We start from the raw sequence: 16,520 nt of genomic DNA, 5'->3' as shown, positions 1-16,520 counted from the left end.
ATGAAAGGTAAATCGAAGCCGTCCAGCAAGTCATCGTTTGCTCGCAAATTAGGTATCGTCGGCGGACTTGGATCACTGGCCGGCGGCGACCTTTTCTACAAGATGGTGAAGTCCCGAGCTTTTTTGGAAGATCAAGGCCGCTATCACTTCCTTTTTGAGCAACACCCCTTCAAGGACGTTCTGATGCCACTGGATCAGGAAGCCAGCATGACCTCTAGAAAGTTCTACGTGTTTCAGGTTTGCCAGACGTTCGAGGCAAGCGAAGTCAATGCAGTCTTACTGCCTTGCTTCGCCAGCCATACCTTTCTAAAGGAGATCCAGGAAGAGATAGGAATACCTGTCTTGGACATGATGACGGCATTGCGGAAGCACATCCATCATGTCGCGGAGCCTGGTACCACGTTGGGTATAGTCGCTTCTGACTATGTCCGGCACTCCGGGTTATTCGAGCGCTATTTTGGCACCGACTTCAATCTGGTCTATCCCCACGAGAACGAGCAATCTGGGTTGATGGAGGCCATGTATGGGGTTAACGGTATCAAAGACGGACACCTGGACGGGGTACCACTGGAATGCGTGTATCAGGCCTGCCTCTCGCTTCAAAATCAGGGAGCCACAATTATCGTGCCGGGTATGACTGAGCTCTCCTTGGTCTGTGGTGATCTTCAAAGACGTGGCCTGACTGTCCTGGATATCAACGAGATTTATGCGACTTTTGCAACCGTAGAAAAAGGCCGGTCAACCCGGCCACCATTCAAGCTTGGTATCGTAGGCGGAGTTGGACCGGCGGCAACGGTCGACTTCATGGGTAAGGTTGTGGCGCATACATCAGCTGGTCGCGATCAAGAGCACATCAAAATGGTGGTGGAACAAAACCCCCAAATTCCTGATCGGACAGCCAATTTGCTGAATGATGAAACTGATCCTACGATGGCGATGTACGCAACCTGCAAACGACTGGAAAGCGCTGGGGCCAATGCCATAGCGATTCCGTGCAATACCGCTCATGCATTTGTTGAGCGCATACAGGCACACCTTCGCGTACCTATTGTGAACATGCTCACTGAAACGGTAGAGGCAATAGTACAGCGGTATGGTGCAGGCAAAACCGTTGGACTGCTTGCAACCTCGGGGACGATAAAAAGTCAGGTGTATTACGAGGCAGCCCGGCGTGCCGGACTTCAAATCATCATCCCAGGCACGGATTACCAAGCGTTGGTAATGGAAGCGATTTACGGAAACCATGGAATCAAGGCAGGTTTCAGGGAGGGGATCTGCAAGGACCAGCTACTGACCGCCGCAGAGCACCTATGTGAACTGGGTGCAGATGTCCTCATCCTAGGGTGCACAGAGTTACCCTTGGTGCTCAAGCACAACGAATCCTACATGATCAAAAATCATGAAGTCGCATTAGTCGATCCGACAACTATTTTGGCACTAAAATGCATTGAGCTCGCCGGCAAAAAAAATATGGTCAAACCTCTAGTAACTTATAAAAATTAATAATTTCAAACTTGATCGAACAGCTACCAGACTTACAGTCGTGACTGTCAGGCCAAACTCAGTTAATCAGATTGGTCTGCCACGTTTTCTTAGCATCCTCAAGTGTCGCTTCCGGCGTGCAACCACAGCAAATTCTTCCTTCATAAGTTCATTAATTAATATAGTAGGCGGCCCAACGATCAAGATAAACCTGCGACTGCTCAGGGCTTTGCAGATCTGAATCACCCCGAATTTTGCAGTCTCATCTTTGCCTTAAATTATTATTTAGAGCTGACGCTCTCTTTATGTTTTTTGAGCAGCCTGAACGCTGCAACTTTTCAGCGTGAGCGGAAAAAGTTTTCAGATGAGGAAGCTTTGTCACAGTCTGTAGCTTTTTTGCAGCAATGGGTTTTCTTTAACAATTGTCGGTAGCGAAATTAGATCCGAGATGATTGATGTCCCTGACGTCTCAAGACGAAAGACTCATCAAGGTTCTGGCTCTGGCCATTACGCTCGCCCCCGCACAACGTTTAAGGAACTTGCTGAGGCCGCTGGTTTGAGCAGAGCAACTCTGCATCGCTTTCGCGGTACTCGAGATAAATGCGTGCAGATCATAGAAAGCCACGATGACACGATACTAAACCAGGTCATTACCACCATGGCCCGGCGTGGTTGCATTCGAGCATAATGTCAGCGGTGAGTGGGTCTGAGATGACCGCGAAAGGCTGATCCAGATCCACGCTCCGGCACAGGTCATCGATGCTGCCAAAGCTGAAATAGGCAATCCACGAGTACTGATAAAGTTCGGGTGGTCAGCGAGATAGATCGCAGTTGGCCGACGCAAGAGGATCCCGTGTCGATCAACCTGCAACCCCTAGAAGTGGTCGATCACATACAGTTTTCAGAACCCTCGTTGCCCGCCAAACTCACCCGCTGGGGGGGGGGCAAAGCTGGCGCGTCGGCTGGCAAACAGATAGGAGCATCGCAACAAATCCCGCGAGCACGTGGGCCGTCGTCGCGTCGGTGCCGGCACGCATGCCATAAGGGCTATCGCGGCCACTTAAAAATAGTAACCGTCCGGGCATTCCACCTTGCGATAGAGGCCAGTTGATAGTCTAAAAGTCGTATTAAGCAGGCGCACCTGCAAATATTCTTATAGTTTTTTACGCTGCAGGTCACCGTGGAGGCCGGTAAGGAAAGCTTTTGCGCCATGTGAATGAAGCTCACCGACTCTGTCACACGAACAAAAATCTGCATTGCCTGAATACGATCCATACTTTTATCCACAAGCCAAAACGGCGCCAACCGTTCGGCAATCATTGTTCGTGATTAATGAATAATTAAAATAGCTTACCGCTCTTTTTCTGGAGCATCTTTTTCTGTACCTTTTTCTGACGGTATTTAATAGGTGAGTTGAAAATGGCTGTATATAACCGGAATCTTGTACAGGCCCCGGCCTCACAGACTGCTCGCACGATTATCCGCGGAGCTACTGTTCTGAGCATGGACAGTGATATAGGCAACCTGGTGCGCGGCGATATCCTTATCGAAGGCAGCAGCATCAAGGCCGTTCAGGAAAATATTGAGACCGGCGACGCCGTTGTTATCGAGGCATCCGGCATGATTGCTATGCCCGGCATGGTCGATACGCATCGTCACTCTTGGGAGGGGCAGCTGCGCCGGCTCAATCCGAATGCCGAAACGTTTGAAGACTACTGCAACGCAACACACTACTCGTTTGCCAAATACTATCGCCCGGCTGACATGTATATTGGCAACCTGCTGACCGCATTGGGCTGCATCGACGCCGGCATCACTACCGTGATTGACAACTCGCACAATAGCCGCACCGGCGCTCATTCCGATGCAGCGGTCGAGGCACTGCTTGACACAGGTATCAGATCGCTACACGCCCCCGGTGCGCCAATGACTGGAGAATGGGACAGAGCCCACTGGCCCGGTAATCTAGAGCGGCTGCAGGACAAATACTTCAAAAACGGTGATAACTCGCTGGTCTCGCTGGCTGTGATGGCACAGCTGGAACCTGAGTTGTGGGCTGAAGCCCGGCGCCTGGGCTTGCCTATAATTACCGAATTTTCTGAAAGAGAACTAGCCGCTGAACTCGAAGGGCTCCATCGACAAGGGCTGTTGGGCCCCGATAATATCTTCAACCACTGCACCGCGGTGCCGGACGCTGGCTGGGAAATCCTTCGCGAAGCTGGCGTGCGGGTCAACGTGTGCCCACGCTCGGATGCTCACTACGGCTTGGAGGACGGAATGTTCGCCATGCAGTCGGCCCTGCGTCACGGTATCAGTCCGGGACTGAGTGTCGATAACGAAACCTCCTACAGCGGTGACATGTTCATGGAGATGCGGGTGGCGTTCTACCTGCAGCGCGTCATGGGCATGCACCAGCAGCGCTGCTGCGGCGCAGAACATCATCCGATAACATTGCCGGCTCATAGCCTGCTCAAAGCCGCCACTCTCGACGGCGCCACCTGTGCCGGATTGCAGGACAAAGTCGGCACCCTGGCCCCCGGCAAACAGGCCGACCTGATCCTTATAAACGCGCAGGACATCAACCTTTACCCATCAGGCAACGCATTCGGCACCGTGGTACACGCGGCCGAACGCAGCAATGTCGACACGGTTATGATTGGCGGGCGCATCGTCAAGCGAGGCGGCAAGGTGCTGGGCGTGGACAGCGAAAGACTGCGCGCAGCAATCGACGAATCCCGTGAGCATCTGTTTGCTGCCGCAGGCTACCAGCCCGATATTTTTGCCGAGACCTTTGTGCAGCTTGAATCCGCTCGATAAGTAGGCAGGACATGAGCACGGCCGATTGCCTGGAGGCATCGGGGCCGGGCCAGACAAACCCTGCATATCACACTGAACGGTCAGCTTGTTAAGGCGTGGGGAGTTCCGTGGCGGCGGCTATATCCTTTAAGGACTTGCCGTTGCACTCAGGACAATCAGGCAGCGCTTAATGGGCACCTGCGAGATCACAGCTTTCCATCCCGGCAGATTACCAGCAAGGCCCTGTCGGAGCCGAACTGGCTCATTGCGTCCCGTTAAGCACTTCATTGAAAGTCTCGACGCGGCCAAAATCCACAGCGATCTTCAGCTCTATTCCACCGGAAAACCTGCATCTTTTGGCGAAAACGACTGCCAGGCGGTATAGGTCTAAGCAAAGGGGGGGCAATCGAACAACACGGGAGGCGCCTTTCAGGTTATTTGATGAAGGATTTTCAGCACGTTGCTTGTACTCGTATCTTAAATCGCGTATTTAACAAGCTAAATCTTGTTTAATTGGCGCGTAAAATATGTCGAGGCACTCGTTTTCAAATTCGAACGACTGGTTAATGAGCTCCCCAGCCCAACGCATTTTGATGGTGCTGAAAATGCAGGGGCCGCAAACCGGTCCCGGTCTCGGAAAGCGCCTCTCCATTTCGGGCGAGGCCGTACGACAGCAACTTGTACGAATGTCCAAGGAGGGCCTCGTTGTTGGTCGTTCGGAAGCCAGGGGTGTCGGTCGGCCATCACAGGTCTGGGAGCTAACGTCAGCCGGCAATGCGCAGTTCCCTGACAAGCACGCCGATCTGACGGTGCAATTGTTGCACGCCATACGCACTACCCTTGGGGAGCCTGCGCTTGACGCCATCATCATGGTTAGGGAGCAGGAAACCCAGGCGAGCTATCAGTCCCAACTCGAAAGCTTGCCGATGCTACGTGACCGGGTCGAGCATCTGGCGCGTATGAGATCGGCGGAAGGTTATATGGCGGAGTGGCATGAAGCGCCCGATGGCTCGCTTCTACTGATCGAAAACCATTGCCCAATCTGCGCCGCCGCGACCGCATGCCAAGGCTTTTGTCGCTCGGAGCTTGCCTTGTTCAAAAGCGTGCTCGGACCAGACGCCCATGTCGAGCGAATCGAGCACATTCTGACCAGTGCGCGGCGGTGCGCCTACAGAATCATGAGCGAAAGGGTTAGCGCCGGCGCTAGCCAGTCATGACGACGGATACATTGCAGATCAATACAGCCTTGTAGCGGCATCAGCATAAACGCCACCAGCGGGAGCCGTCCGCTCAGTATCTTTTTACTCTCTTTCGTCACAGCAGATCCATTGCCAGCAACGCTCATACGCGCAAAAGGCAACCTGTATTCATCCAACGACACATACTCGAACAGGTGTCGATCATTGCCAAATCGAAGGGAGTAGCAAAGTTAAAATTCGGCGCATGGCCCTAGCAGCCGGAGTCACAACGGGTGGTGTACTCCACCATTTAATCAAGGAGTCGAAAGTGTCCGACGTTTGCAATGAAATTCCAACACAGGTCAGCCCTGATCCGGGTCAACACTGGCAGTTGCGCTATTGGTCGGTATTTCTTGGTCAGGCATCGTCGCTTATAGGCTCGGCCCTGACCCAATTTGTTTTGTTGTGGTGGATCGCCGATACAACTGGCAGCGTTGCGGCGCTTTCGCTTGCCGGGCTGTTCGCTCTCTTGCCTCAGGCTTTACTGGGTCCTATCGGCGGCGCGCTGGCCGATCGCTGGAGTCGGCGCTTGCTGATGATCGTCGCTGACTTGGTGAGCGCTGCCTGTATGCTGGTGCTGATCGTTTTGTTCCTGACAGAACGCGTAGAGCTTTGGCATATCTATACGATGATGTTCATCCGCAGTGCCATGCAGGCCTTTCAAGCTCCTGCCGCTGCTGCCAGTACCGCGATGCTGGTGCCGCAAAGCTTTATCGGCCGTGCTGCGGGCCTGAACCAAACTCTACAGGGCATGATGTTGGTCGCTGCAGCCCCGCTCGGTGCCCTCGCGATTTCCATCATGCCGATGGGCTTTGCGCTGGCCATCGATGTGGCGACTGCCCTGCTGGGCATCGTGCCCTTGTTGATCTTCCGCATTCCCCAGCAGCGTATTGCCCGCGAAGATCGGCTAGGCTTCTGGAGCGAATTGCGCGAAGGCTTCGTCACAGTATGGAATAATCCCGGCTTTCGCTGGCTCTACCTGCTAGTGGCCTTGGTTCTCATGACCATGATGCCGTTTTATACACTCTTGCCATTGTTCATTAAGGAGCACTTCGGTGGCGGCGCCCCGGAGGTTGCATTGATGGAAGGCCTGGCCGGTGTGGGTATGTTACTGGGCGGTCTCCTGGCCACCCTGTTCGCGCCTAAACGCAGAATTCTCTGGATTTTGTGGAGTTTCTCACTGACAGGATTCCTGATGGGCTTCATTGGTTTTGCTCCCGGCAACATGCTGTGGCTAGCCATTATCTTCTGGGTGCTCAGCAGTGTGATCTATGTCTTGGGCAATGCGCCCATGATGGCACTCGTGCAAACAACCGTGCCTAACCATTTGCAAGGCCGCGTCCTGTCCTTGTTGACAACAGTCATGGCCCTCGCCGCCCCGGTCGGTCTGGCACTAGCGACTCCGATTGGTGACCTCATTGGCATTCGATGGCTGTTTGTAGTGATGGGTTTTGCCTCGGGAGCCATCGCTCTGCTTGGTTTACTATCCAAGTCAATGATGACCATTGAGGACCATCCGCTGAGGTGATTTGCAGCGCAGAAGCGTGCAGCATTACGGTGAAAACCTTCGATGACGGACCACCGCTTCAAAGCGATTTGCTAGCCGCCCATATAGGCTTCAACCGCAAGTGTTTCAAGGGATTAAAGCGGATCCGTCGGAAATCGAGATGGCTGGTCACCCGTACGGTCAACCTTGCCCTCATGCTGACCATGCTGCGCTGCTAGTCGCCAGCCCCCATCTCGGCCTGCAGTGCACGGTGGCTAGAGCTGTAGTCTGCGGACTGTTTGGACTAAAGGTTGCGCGCGGGCCTTTCGTTTGGCGTGACCAAGGCGTCCGATAGCGTCGCGCCCTCGTGAAGGACTGGAATAAATATCTAAAAATTCTCAGCGCCCATTGCTGACCATATTGACGGTCTGACCGCCGCAATTGTGGGGTGTGAGGCTGACCGAACCCCACTTAAACTACGGGCCTAAGCCCCTTTAACGATGGGAGCTTAAGCCCGCAAACAGCTCGTTTGCCTCGGTGCACCTTAAGTGGGCCTTCAACTCACCGCCCACGGCCTCCAACTTCGGGATGTTGACGACAGCATAGCGCCTTACGGAGCAATGTTAATCTCCCGCTGGTTACTAGAGTCGTTGTGAAGGACGGTCGCTTTACTAACAAACGTCTCCCGACTTTTCGCATTTACCAGCCTACGTAAAGACTCTGGAAAGTTCCCTCTACATTTCCATCACGCCACTCTTTGTAGTTTCCCCATTTGTCATAGCGCGTTAAGTCGACCTCCTTAAGTGCGATGGACAAGGTCTCCTCGGGGCCTTTACTTTCAAGGTTTGCGTCGATAACAGCTTTAACTTGGTCGATAAGATCCGTCAGGAAACCAATGAACTCTGTCACCTCCGCGCGTCCAAAGGTCGGGCCGTGGGTCGGTACTACGATTTCGTATTCGGTGGCATTGATCGCTCGCAGCGTCGCAAGTATACCGCGCGGCGAATAGTCGTTGAGGCCGTACCACAGCAACCGCTGTGGATAGACAATGTCTGGTATCACCACTGCCTTGGCTTCAGGGATGCGCATCACAGTGACGCCAGTCCCGTGATTGAAGCCATAATCCTCCAGCATCACGGTGACCCCTCCCACCTCTAGCGTGAGCGACTTGTCGAAGAACCGCGTGGGCCGGTGGATGGACGGCTCGAAAGGAATAAGGAAGTTCAGCCTGTCCAGCTGTCGCTGCTGGGCGACGTACTCTACCTTGTCTCCAAAGACAGCGCTCCCGCGCAGATGGTCGGCATGTGCGTGACTGTAGACGACGTAACGAACAGGGACGTCGAACCGCTTTCTTATCTGCTCCTTGAGGACCTTTGCCTGCGCCTCGGTGTAGGTATCCATTACCAGTGCTTCGCCGCGTCCGACGACCACGACGGTATTGCTGCCGTCCATAGTGAAAAGGTGAGCGTTCGGCGAAAGCTCTTGCCATCCGGATGCCAACCCCTCCGAGGCGCGAACCGGAGTGCTTGTCATCGCCGCGATGGTCACAAAGGCCATTATGCCGGCGAGGGTCAGAGGCACACGAGCAAGCCCCCCCAAGTAGCTCATGTATTCAGTAATCTTCGCCTTCATACACCCCATATTCTCACCCCTTTATCATCAATTTGTGCTTGTGATGCCGTGCTAAAGCATTCTAATCGCCTTAATAAATCGAACGTTCCCAAAAAATCATTTCAAAATGAGTTTTTCAGTATTACAGCTTGGTGTTTACGATGGGTGTATGTGGAAGTATGTGGTATCAGTGGGAAGGCTATACACACAACTCCTGATACTGCGTCTTGGAGCCATTAAGGCACTTCGCTTATCGGCGCAGTCCGGCTAACGACCGCGTCACCCTCTTCGTCTCGTGATTAAACACAACACTCACAGATCGTTACAGAAAAGGATCTTGAGAGTCATAATCGAAAAAAAATGATCCAGCCTGTTCCGTATTTTTTACTGCTGAGCCCTAGTCGTCAGTTGGATGCTAGCCCCAATAACCAAATGGGCTATCCACATGCCGACTGTACTTTGCCGAATCTGCTGTCTGCTCGTACTGCTCACGCTCAATAGTGAAAGCTACGCCGCATCTGCTCATGAACAGGACCAGTTGAGTCTGATTTTGCAGCAGATCGACACTATCGAATATCTTGCGATAAGAGCCCAGACAGCTAGCTCGGCTGAGTCAACCGAGCGTTTTCGCTTCGACTATCCCCACCTAACTCAAGACATCCAACGCATTCGTCAAGGTGTCCAGGGCTATTTGTCCCCCTCTCGCGCTCAACCTCGCGATCCTCGTGAAATGGTCGGTGATTACCGACTTGAGACCCCTTTGCGGAGCCTTCGCCATGAGCATGACTGACGCTCAGATCGCGGCCTTCCAAAACGCCTCCGGCTTTTCGGCAAAGAGCAGCTCGACACTGTGGCTGTCTCTGGTTCTCGTCCTTGCTTTGCTGTGGTGTGCCTGGGTGATGTGGACGGCTTACCGGGGCTGGGCGACAGGAAGCGTGCGCTTTGGTGCCTTTGGCGGCAGCGCTGCACGCGTGCTGCTCGCCTTGCTGATTTTGATGTTCTTCACCCTGTCCTAACATCGGAGATCGCCATCATGCTCAAGTGCCTTGTCCCCCTTAAAAACAACCTGCGTGATCGCACAAGCCAACGCTTGATCGGTCTGCTGCTTGTGCTTGGTCCAGGCCTAGCTTTTGCCGAGCTACCGACCATGGAAGCTCCTTCACGTGGTGAAGGGTCCGGATTGATCGAGACGATCAAAAACTACGCCTACGACGGCGGCATTCTGCTCGGCCTACTGATTGCACTGCTCGCGTTTCTCGGCGTGGCCTGGCATTCCCTGACTGTATTCGCCGATGTCCAAAACCAGCGCAAGACCTGGAAAGATCTCGGCGCGGTAGTTGGTATCGGCGCCCTGTTGGTGGTGATCATCATCTGGTTCCTCACCAAGGCTGCCGCGATTCTGTGAGGTTGGTATGAACGACACTATCGAACGTCTTGCCGACGGCACTCTGGTCTTTCTGCCAGAGCGACTCAATCGTGATCCCAACGTATTGCGTGGTTTGACCAATGATGAGATGTGGGTGGCCCTAGGCACCGGCGCCGTCATTGGCCTGCTGGTGGGCATTCCTCTGGCGATCGTCACCGCCTCGATTGCGGTGGCGCCGACCAGCATGATCGCAGGCATGACAGTGGTCTTATTGATCGGGGGCACACTCCTGCGTCGAGCCAAACGGGCTCGTCCGGAGACCTGGTTGTACCGCAAGCTCGAATGGATACTCGCCAGCCGTTGGCGCCTCGGGCGTGGAAGTTTGATTATCCACTCCGGTGCCTGGACGGTTCGCCGTTCGCGTCGACTGCGCCCTGCCCTGTCCCGGTGGCAGCCATGAGTCGATTTCGAAACAAGGTCGATGCTCAACAGGCCCATATCTTCAGCCTGCGTCTGGCGGTAGTGATGCTAGCCCTGCTCAGCGCCGGACTATGGTATGGCTGGCGCTCAGCACCGACCGATCTGACCGTGCATGTCCCTCCTGATCTGCGCTCGGGAAGCACGCGCAAGTGGTGGGATGTTCCTTCAGAGAATGTATATGCCTTTGCCCTTTACATCTTTGGCCAACTCAACCGCTGGCCCTCGGATGGCGAGCAGGATTATCGCCGCGCCATCTACGGCTTGCAGTCCTACCTGACACCTGCCTGCAAGGCCTTCCTCGACGGCGACTACGAGTATCGCAAGGCCGCCGGCGAACTGCGTCAACGGGTGCGTGGCGTCTACGAAATTCTTGGCCGAGGCTACAGTGAAGATCCGGAACTGCGGGTCAAGCAACTTGATCGCGACAGCTGGTTGGTCACACTCGACCTCAACGCTGATGAGTATTACGCCGCCGAACCGGTGAAACGGGTGGTCGTGCGTTATCCGTTACGGGTGGTACGTTTCGATCTGGACCCCGAACGCAATAAGTGGGGCCTTGCACTGGATTGCTATCAGGGTACGCCGCAAAAAATCTCCCTGCCTGGAGGTGAGCCATGAAGCGGATTTCGACCCTGGGACTTACCCTCACACTGATGCTATCGGGCGCTGCAGCGCAGGCCGTCGAACTGATGCACTGGGAACGCCTACCACTCGCGGTTCCACTGGTGATCAATCAGGAACGAGTGGTCTTTGTCGATGAAGCTATTCGTGTGGGCGTGCCTTCCACTCTGAAGGATAAACTACGCGTGCAATCAACCGGAGGCACGCTGTACCTGCGCGCGTCGGAAGCCATTGCGCCGACACGACTGCAACTGCAATCGGTCAAGACGGGCGAGATCATCCTCATGGATATAGCGGCCACGCCTGGCGATCAACCGCTGGAGCCCGTGCGTATTCTCAAGAATACTCCGGTGCAAGCTATCGAGTCTGAATCGAGCACCGTCGCTGTTCCAGAACGTACGCCGATCCCGGCCGCGTTGACGCGCTACGCCGCGCAAAGCCTGTACGGTCCGCTGCGCACCGTGGAGTCCCTGCCCGGCGTACGCCGCGTCCCGCTCAAGCTGCGTACCGAACTGCCGACCCTGCTGCCGAGCGAAAACGTTTCCAGCAAACCCATCGCCTCCTGGCGGCTCGGTGACTATTGGGTGACTGCCGTGAAGTTGCGCAATCGAGGTACAGCGACGGTGCAACTAGATCCGCGTCAGCTTCAGGCAAAACTATTCGCCGCGACCTTCCAGCATGCTTTCCTCGGGCCGGTCGGCAGTGCGGAAGACACCACGATTGCCTACCTCATCACGCGCGGTGCCGGCCTCGAACACGCAGTGATGCTTCCGCCCGTTGCGCGAGGTACTGACGATGAAGGCTAACGCCTTGCTCAAATGGCTGGTACCGGCTGCGCTGCTGGGCGTGGTGCTGATCATCATGAAAAGCTGGGTCGCGGGAGGCAGTACGCCCTCTCCAGAGCACCCAGTTGATCAGGGCGATATTCAATTATCTGCCGAGCAAGCCAAGTCGCTCGGCATTGCGGGCGATACCCCACGCGACACGGTCGCCACCTTGGTAGGCCAAGTGAAGGCCATGCGCAGCGACATGCTCGGTTTGAAGAAACACAATGATTCACTGCAGACGGAGAACAACCGCCTGCGCGAGCGGGAAAACAGTGTTGATTCGCGTATTCAGACGGCGCTTGGCAGCGTGACCCAGCAGGTCGACGAAGGCCGTCGACAAGCCAACGAGGCCCGACTCAAAGCAGAACAAGACACTCGTCAGGCTCGCGGTCTACTAACGCAATTGCAGGAGCAGTTGTCGGGGCTGGCCGGCAAAGGCAAGGATATGCCGATCGGACTGGGGCTTGAACCGGGCGATGGGGACCAGTTCGAAGGGCGGCATTCTGCCAACGATGCGCTGCAGTGGATTGAACCCTCGGATGCTCCCTCCACCGAAACCCGAGGCAAAACCAAGCCCTCTTCCGCACTGAGTCTGCCTAATGCCTTCAATTCGATCGAGGGTTTGAAGGACAATGCCATCGACCGCAGCCAAAAGCAGTTACGCGAGGTCACCAAGGGTGAGCGTGACCTGACGCGATCCGGTGATCGTACCGAAGGTGCAAAGCCGGTCTACACCATTCCCGAAAATGCGACATTGATGGGCTCGGTCGCCATGACCGCGCTGATTGGCCGAGTCCCCGTGGATGGCACGGTGAATGATCCCTATCCCTTCAAGGTGCTGGTCGGTCCGGAAAACCTGACGGCCAACGGCATCGACCTGCCGGACGTCGCTGGGGCCGTGATGAGCGGCACGGCGTCCGGTGACTGGACCTTGTCCTGCGTACGCGGACAGGTCGAGTCAATCACCTTTGTGTTTACTGACGGCACCATCCGTACGGTGCCTCAGCCAAAAACGGTCGCCAACCGCAATGCCTCGGCCACCCAAAGCTCAAACACTGACAAGATCCGCGGTGGACTCGGTTACCTCTCCGATCCGTATGGCATTCCTTGCATTGCCGGCGAGCGTCGCTCGAATGCCCAGCAGTACCTCGGCAGCCAGACTCTGATCACTGCCGCCGGTGCTGGAGTTGCCGCCTTGCTCGGGAATGAACGGAACAACAGCAGCGTCATCAGTTCGGGCGGCAGTGCCTTCGGGCTCACTAACAACAGTGGTAATAGCGCACTGACCTCCATTCTCATTGGTGGGGCCAGCGACATTCGAGAGTGGGTCAACAAACTGTATGGCGAAGCCTTTGCTGCCGTGTACGTACCACCGGCGGCAGAAGTCGCCCTTCACCTCGACCATGAGATCACCATCGACTACGAGCCTAAGGGCCGGAGCGTTCGCCATGAAAAAGATCCTACGTCTCTATCTGATCTGGATTAGCTTGCTCTGCTGGGTCCTGACGGGGTGTTCCACCGACAAGGACACACTTTTGCCGCATGGCGAGCAAACCATGCTGGACATCTGGAACGGCACCGGCTCACAGGGTACTCAACAGCAACTGTTGGACGCTCGGCAACAGTTGCGTCGCCCGTTGGCTCAAACAGATCTCTCCGCTGCGCTCCAGGAACCCTATACGCGTACAGCAGCGAATGAAATTCGCAACCTGTTCCCTCGCCTGCCCAATCCTGATTTGGTGATGTACGTGTATCCGCATCTAAGTGGTACCGAGCAGGCACCAGTGCCGGGGTACTCGACCGTCTTTCCATTCTACCAACGGGTGCAGTACGCACTGCCGGGTGAACGTCAGGAAGATCTGTAATGTGTAGCGACGATACGGGCAACTGCACGTCTGCATGGAAAGCCTGGCGCAACCCATTGCGCCCACGCGCCACATTGGCTGACGAAGCTGCACTCTATGCGCACAACCCCAGCTTCACCGATCATCTGCCGTGGGTCGAATACCTCGACACCGAGCAGTGTTTTCTACTAGATGACAATCGCTCTGTGGGTGCGATATTCGAGTTACTGCCCATAGGCACCGAAGGGCGCGAACCCGATTGGCTAACGGCAGCCCGCGATGCCATAGAAGATGCCCTGCAGGATAGCTTTGACGAGCTGGATCAAGCGCCTTGGGTGGCGCAATTTTTCTGCCAGGACGACAACGACTTCACCCCCTACCTGACCCGGCTCACCGATTATATCCAGGACAGCGTGCGAGGCACGGTCTTCACCGAGGCGTATTTGGAGCTTAGCCGCCGTCATCTGAAGGCCATCGCCAAGCCCGGTGGTCTGTTTGAGGATAAAGTGGTGACGCGCCTGCCCTGGCGTGGCATTAACCGTCGGGTGCGCCTGGTGGTCTATCGCTGGATCGAGTCTGCCGATGATGAGACGGGATTCAGCCCAGTGCAATCCCTGCATCAGACTTGCGAACGTATCGTTGCTTCACTGCAGGCGTGCGGTGTGCAATCGGCACGAGTCGATGGCCGAGGTTTGTATGCCTGGTTGTTGCCCTGGTTCAATCCGGCACCCAGGCTCACCGATGAAGCGCCCGAGGAGTTCTACTGCCGCGTGACCTATCCGAAGTCGGGCGACGGCGAGTCGCTGGAACTGCCCTTCGATCATGACTTCGCCGAGCGGCTGTTCTTCAACGAACCGCGTTCGGATGTCCAGCACGGGCTCTGGTTTTTCGATGATCAACCACATCGGGTCATGGTGGTGGACAAGCTGCGCCGAGCGCCCTTGATTGGTCAACTCACCGGAGAAACCCGCAAAGGTGACGCGGTGAATGCCCTGTTCGACCAGTTACCCGAAGGTACAGTCATGAGTCTAACCTTGGTGGTCAAACCGCAGGATGTACTTGAGGAGCAGTTGAACCGTCTGGCGCGCAAAGCTATCGGTGAAAACCTCGCCTCGACCCAGACCCGTCAAGATGTTGAAGAGGCTCGTGCAATCATCGGTCGCCAGCACAAGCTGTACCGCGGCACCCTGGCGTTCTACCTGCGCGGTCATGATGAACAGCAATTGCACCAGCGATCGGTCAGCCTGGCCAACGCGCTGTTGGGCGCGGGGCTGCAACCGGTACGTGAGGGTGATGAAGTCGCCGCGTGCAACAGTTACCTGCGTTGGCTGCCGATGGCTTACAACCCGGCCCGCGACACACGCAACTGGTACACACGCCTGATGTTCGCTCAACACTTGGCAAATCTCGTTCCGATCTGGGGTCGCAGCACCGGCACCGGCCACCCGGGCATCACACTGTTCAATCGTGGAGGCTCGCCGTTGAGCTTTGATCCGTTGTCACGCCTAGACCGAGCCATGAACGGCCATCTGCTATTATTCGGCCCGACCGGCGCCGGTAAATCGGCCACCCTGGTCACCCTGCTGATGCAGGTCATGGCGGTGTACCGCCCTCGCTTGTTCATCGTTGAGGCCGGTAACTCATTCGGTTTACAGGGCGACTACTTCGCAACGCAAGGCCTGTCGGTCAACAAGGTCCAATTGAAACCTGGTACCGCGATCAGCCTCGCCCCGTTCGCCGATGCCTGGCGCCTGGTCGAGCAGCCGGATCAGGTGGCGAGTCTATCGATCGATGAGTGGGACGATGAGGTGGTAACCAGTCGCGAAGACGAGCGCGATGTTCTCGGCGAACTGGAAATCACCGCCCGCCTGATGATCACCGGCGGCGAAGCCAAGGAAGAAGCGCGCCTGAGTCGAGCCGATCGCAGCTTGATCCGCGAGTGCATCCTAGATGCGGCACAGACCTGTATCGCAGCGGAGCGCCAGGTACTGACCCGCGACGTGCGCGACGCGTTGCTGCGCGTCGCCGCCGACCCGCACTTGCTAGAGAAACGTCGCGAGCGTGCCCAGGAAATGGGCGAGTCCATGGACCTGTTTTGCCAGGGTTTCGAGGGTGAACTGTTCGATCGTGAAGGCACGCCTTGGCCCGAGAGCGATGTGACCATTGTCGACCTGGCCACTTACGCTCGCGAAGGTTACGAGGCGCAGATGTCCATTGGCTACATCAGCCTGATGAACAGCGTGAACAACCTTGCCGAGCGCGACCAGTACCTGGGCCGACCGACCATCATGGTCACCGACGAAGGCCATATCATCACCAAGAACCCGCTGCTGGCACCGTTTGTGGTCAAAGGTACGAAGATGTGGCGCAAACTCGGCGCCTGGTTCTGGCTAGCGACCCAAAACCTGGCCGACTTCCCCTCTGCTGCGCAGACCATGCTCAACATGATCGAATGGTGGATTTGTTTGAACATGCCGCCCGCGGAAATCGAAGAGATCGCACGGTTCAAGAAACTCACGCCGGCGCAGAAAGCCTTGCTGCTGTCCGCCAGTAAGGAGCATGGGAAATACACTGAAGGGGTCGTGTTATCGAAGAAGCTCGAAACGCTGTTTAGGGCCGTGCCGCCCAGCCTTTATCTCGCCCTGGCCATGACAGAGCCCGAGGAAAAAGCCGAGCGCTGGACACTGATGCAAAACACCGGCTGCTCGGAACTGGAGGCAGCTTACCGGGTAGCTGAGCGGATCGATAGGATGCGAGGAATTAAGTGAA

General features: G+C 55.9%; 13 protein-coding genes and 2 pseudogenes. 14 read left to right on the top strand and 1 reads right to left on the bottom strand.

Translation table 11 applies throughout. From position 1 onward, the window contains the following. From ACEN2T_RS10545 to ACEN2T_RS10525, 5 genes and pseudogenes are all read left to right on the top strand, one after another. Entirely contained in the window at positions 1 to 1,503 is a 1,503-nt protein-coding gene (locus ACEN2T_RS10545) for an amino acid racemase (protein WP_442116684.1), read from the top strand. Positions 1,504 to 1,937: 434 nt separating this feature from the next. After that, positions 1,938 to 2,134 (top strand): annotated as a pseudogene (locus tag ACEN2T_RS10540) (helix-turn-helix domain-containing protein); the annotation flags it as partial. A gap of 767 nt (positions 2,135 to 2,901) precedes the next feature. After that, positions 2,902 to 4,299: an amidohydrolase family protein gene (locus tag ACEN2T_RS10535; protein ID WP_442116683.1), complete on the top strand. Its 1,398-nt coding sequence runs from the start codon at positions 2,902 to 2,904 to the stop codon at positions 4,297 to 4,299. Between the two features lie 545 nt (positions 4,300 to 4,844). Then, positions 4,845 to 5,495, top strand: a complete 651-nt coding sequence (locus ACEN2T_RS10530) for a helix-turn-helix transcriptional regulator (protein WP_442116682.1) — start codon at positions 4,845 to 4,847, stop codon at positions 5,493 to 5,495. A gap of 289 nt (positions 5,496 to 5,784) precedes the next feature. Further along, positions 5,785 to 7,044 (top strand): MFS transporter, encoded by a 1,260-nt coding sequence (locus tag ACEN2T_RS10525; RefSeq protein ID WP_442116681.1) that lies wholly within the window; start codon positions 5,785 to 5,787, stop codon positions 7,042 to 7,044. Positions 7,045 to 7,701: 657 nt separating this feature from the next. Here the strand turns inward: ACEN2T_RS10525 and ACEN2T_RS10520 are convergent. Further along, the gene (locus ACEN2T_RS10520) at positions 7,702 to 8,634 is read right to left on the bottom strand and encodes an MBL fold metallo-hydrolase (RefSeq protein WP_442116680.1); all 933 of its coding nucleotides are present in this window, start codon (positions 8,632 to 8,634) and stop codon (positions 7,702 to 7,704) included. Positions 8,635 to 9,058: 424 nt separating this feature from the next. Here ACEN2T_RS10520 and ACEN2T_RS10515 point away from each other — a divergent pair. From ACEN2T_RS10515 to ACEN2T_RS10475, 9 genes and pseudogenes are all read left to right on the top strand, one after another. Then, positions 9,059 to 9,393, top strand: a pseudogene (locus ACEN2T_RS10515) (integrative conjugative element protein, RAQPRD family). Then, positions 9,390 to 9,629, top strand: a complete 240-nt coding sequence (locus ACEN2T_RS10510; protein WP_442116679.1) for a TIGR03758 family integrating conjugative element protein — start codon at positions 9,390 to 9,392, stop codon at positions 9,627 to 9,629. The pseudogene ACEN2T_RS10515 and the gene ACEN2T_RS10510 overlap by 4 nt, the downstream one beginning before the upstream one ends. 17 nt (positions 9,630 to 9,646) lie before the next feature. Further along, positions 9,647 to 10,018 (top strand): TIGR03745 family integrating conjugative element membrane protein, encoded by a 372-nt coding sequence (locus tag ACEN2T_RS10505; RefSeq protein ID WP_046035960.1) that lies wholly within the window; start codon positions 9,647 to 9,649, stop codon positions 10,016 to 10,018. A gap of 7 nt (positions 10,019 to 10,025) precedes the next feature. Beyond that, positions 10,026 to 10,439: a TIGR03750 family conjugal transfer protein gene (locus ACEN2T_RS10500; RefSeq protein WP_183702289.1), complete on the top strand. Its 414-nt coding sequence runs from the start codon at positions 10,026 to 10,028 to the stop codon at positions 10,437 to 10,439. Continuing rightward, positions 10,436 to 11,077, top strand: coding sequence for a PFL_4703 family integrating conjugative element protein (locus tag ACEN2T_RS10495; RefSeq protein WP_442116678.1), 642 nt, complete (start codon positions 10,436 to 10,438; stop codon positions 11,075 to 11,077). Before ACEN2T_RS10500 ends, ACEN2T_RS10495 begins: the two co-directional genes overlap by 4 nt. Then, entirely contained in the window at positions 11,074 to 11,886 is an 813-nt protein-coding gene (locus ACEN2T_RS10490; protein ID WP_442116677.1) for a TIGR03749 family integrating conjugative element protein, read from the top strand. The genes ACEN2T_RS10495 and ACEN2T_RS10490 overlap by 4 nt, the downstream gene beginning before the upstream one ends. Beyond that, on the top strand, positions 11,876 to 13,393 hold the full coding sequence (locus ACEN2T_RS10485; protein ID WP_442116676.1) for a TIGR03752 family integrating conjugative element protein: 1,518 nt from the start codon (positions 11,876 to 11,878) through the stop codon (positions 13,391 to 13,393). The genes ACEN2T_RS10490 and ACEN2T_RS10485 overlap by 11 nt, the downstream gene beginning before the upstream one ends. Continuing rightward, positions 13,356 to 13,772: a TIGR03751 family conjugal transfer lipoprotein gene (locus ACEN2T_RS10480; protein WP_093122976.1), complete on the top strand. Its 417-nt coding sequence runs from the start codon at positions 13,356 to 13,358 to the stop codon at positions 13,770 to 13,772. Before ACEN2T_RS10485 ends, ACEN2T_RS10480 begins: the two co-directional genes overlap by 38 nt. Further along, a complete protein-coding gene (locus ACEN2T_RS10475) occupies positions 13,772 to 16,519 on the top strand; it encodes a conjugative transfer ATPase (RefSeq protein WP_442116675.1) in 2,748 nt (915 codons plus the stop codon). Before ACEN2T_RS10480 ends, ACEN2T_RS10475 begins: the two co-directional genes overlap by 1 nt. The last annotated feature ends 1 nt before the right edge of the window (position 16,520 follow it).

Origin of the sequence: Pseudomonas sp. W22_MBD1_FP4, assembly GCF_052113765.1 — a bacterium.
Taxonomy (GTDB): domain Bacteria; phylum Pseudomonadota; class Gammaproteobacteria; order Pseudomonadales; family Pseudomonadaceae; genus Aquipseudomonas; species Aquipseudomonas sivasensis.
Note: the sequence above shows the minus strand (reverse complement) of the source record. Positions and strands in the feature narration are given on the sequence as shown.

What these genes read in the sequence shown, in the direction of transcription:
- ACEN2T_RS10510 (WP_442116679.1), top strand. Translation starts at nt 9,390, where the DNA reads ATGAGCATGACTGACGCTCAGATCGCGGCCTTCCAAAACGCCTCCGGC.
- ACEN2T_RS10475 (WP_442116675.1), top strand. Translation starts at nt 13,772, where the DNA reads ATGTGTAGCGACGATACGGGCAACTGCACGTCTGCATGGAAAGCCTGG.
- ACEN2T_RS10535 (WP_442116683.1), top strand. Translation starts at nt 2,902, where the DNA reads ATGGCTGTATATAACCGGAATCTTGTACAGGCCCCGGCCTCACAGACT.
- ACEN2T_RS10495 (WP_442116678.1), top strand. Translation starts at nt 10,436, where the DNA reads ATGAGTCGATTTCGAAACAAGGTCGATGCTCAACAGGCCCATATCTTC.
- ACEN2T_RS10545 (WP_442116684.1), top strand. Translation starts at nt 1, where the DNA reads ATGAAAGGTAAATCGAAGCCGTCCAGCAAGTCATCGTTTGCTCGCAAA.
- ACEN2T_RS10500 (WP_183702289.1), top strand. Translation starts at nt 10,026, where the DNA reads ATGAACGACACTATCGAACGTCTTGCCGACGGCACTCTGGTCTTTCTG.
- ACEN2T_RS10480 (WP_093122976.1), top strand. Translation starts at nt 13,356, where the DNA reads ATGAAAAAGATCCTACGTCTCTATCTGATCTGGATTAGCTTGCTCTGC.
- ACEN2T_RS10520 (WP_442116680.1), bottom strand. Translation starts at nt 8,634, where the DNA reads ATGAAGGCGAAGATTACTGAATACATGAGCTACTTGGGGGGGCTTGCT.
- ACEN2T_RS10485 (WP_442116676.1), top strand. Translation starts at nt 11,876, where the DNA reads ATGAAGGCTAACGCCTTGCTCAAATGGCTGGTACCGGCTGCGCTGCTG.
- ACEN2T_RS10530 (WP_442116682.1), top strand. Translation starts at nt 4,845, where the DNA reads ATGAGCTCCCCAGCCCAACGCATTTTGATGGTGCTGAAAATGCAGGGG.
- ACEN2T_RS10505 (WP_046035960.1), top strand. Translation starts at nt 9,647, where the DNA reads ATGCTCAAGTGCCTTGTCCCCCTTAAAAACAACCTGCGTGATCGCACA.
- ACEN2T_RS10490 (WP_442116677.1), top strand. Translation starts at nt 11,074, where the DNA reads ATGAAGCGGATTTCGACCCTGGGACTTACCCTCACACTGATGCTATCG.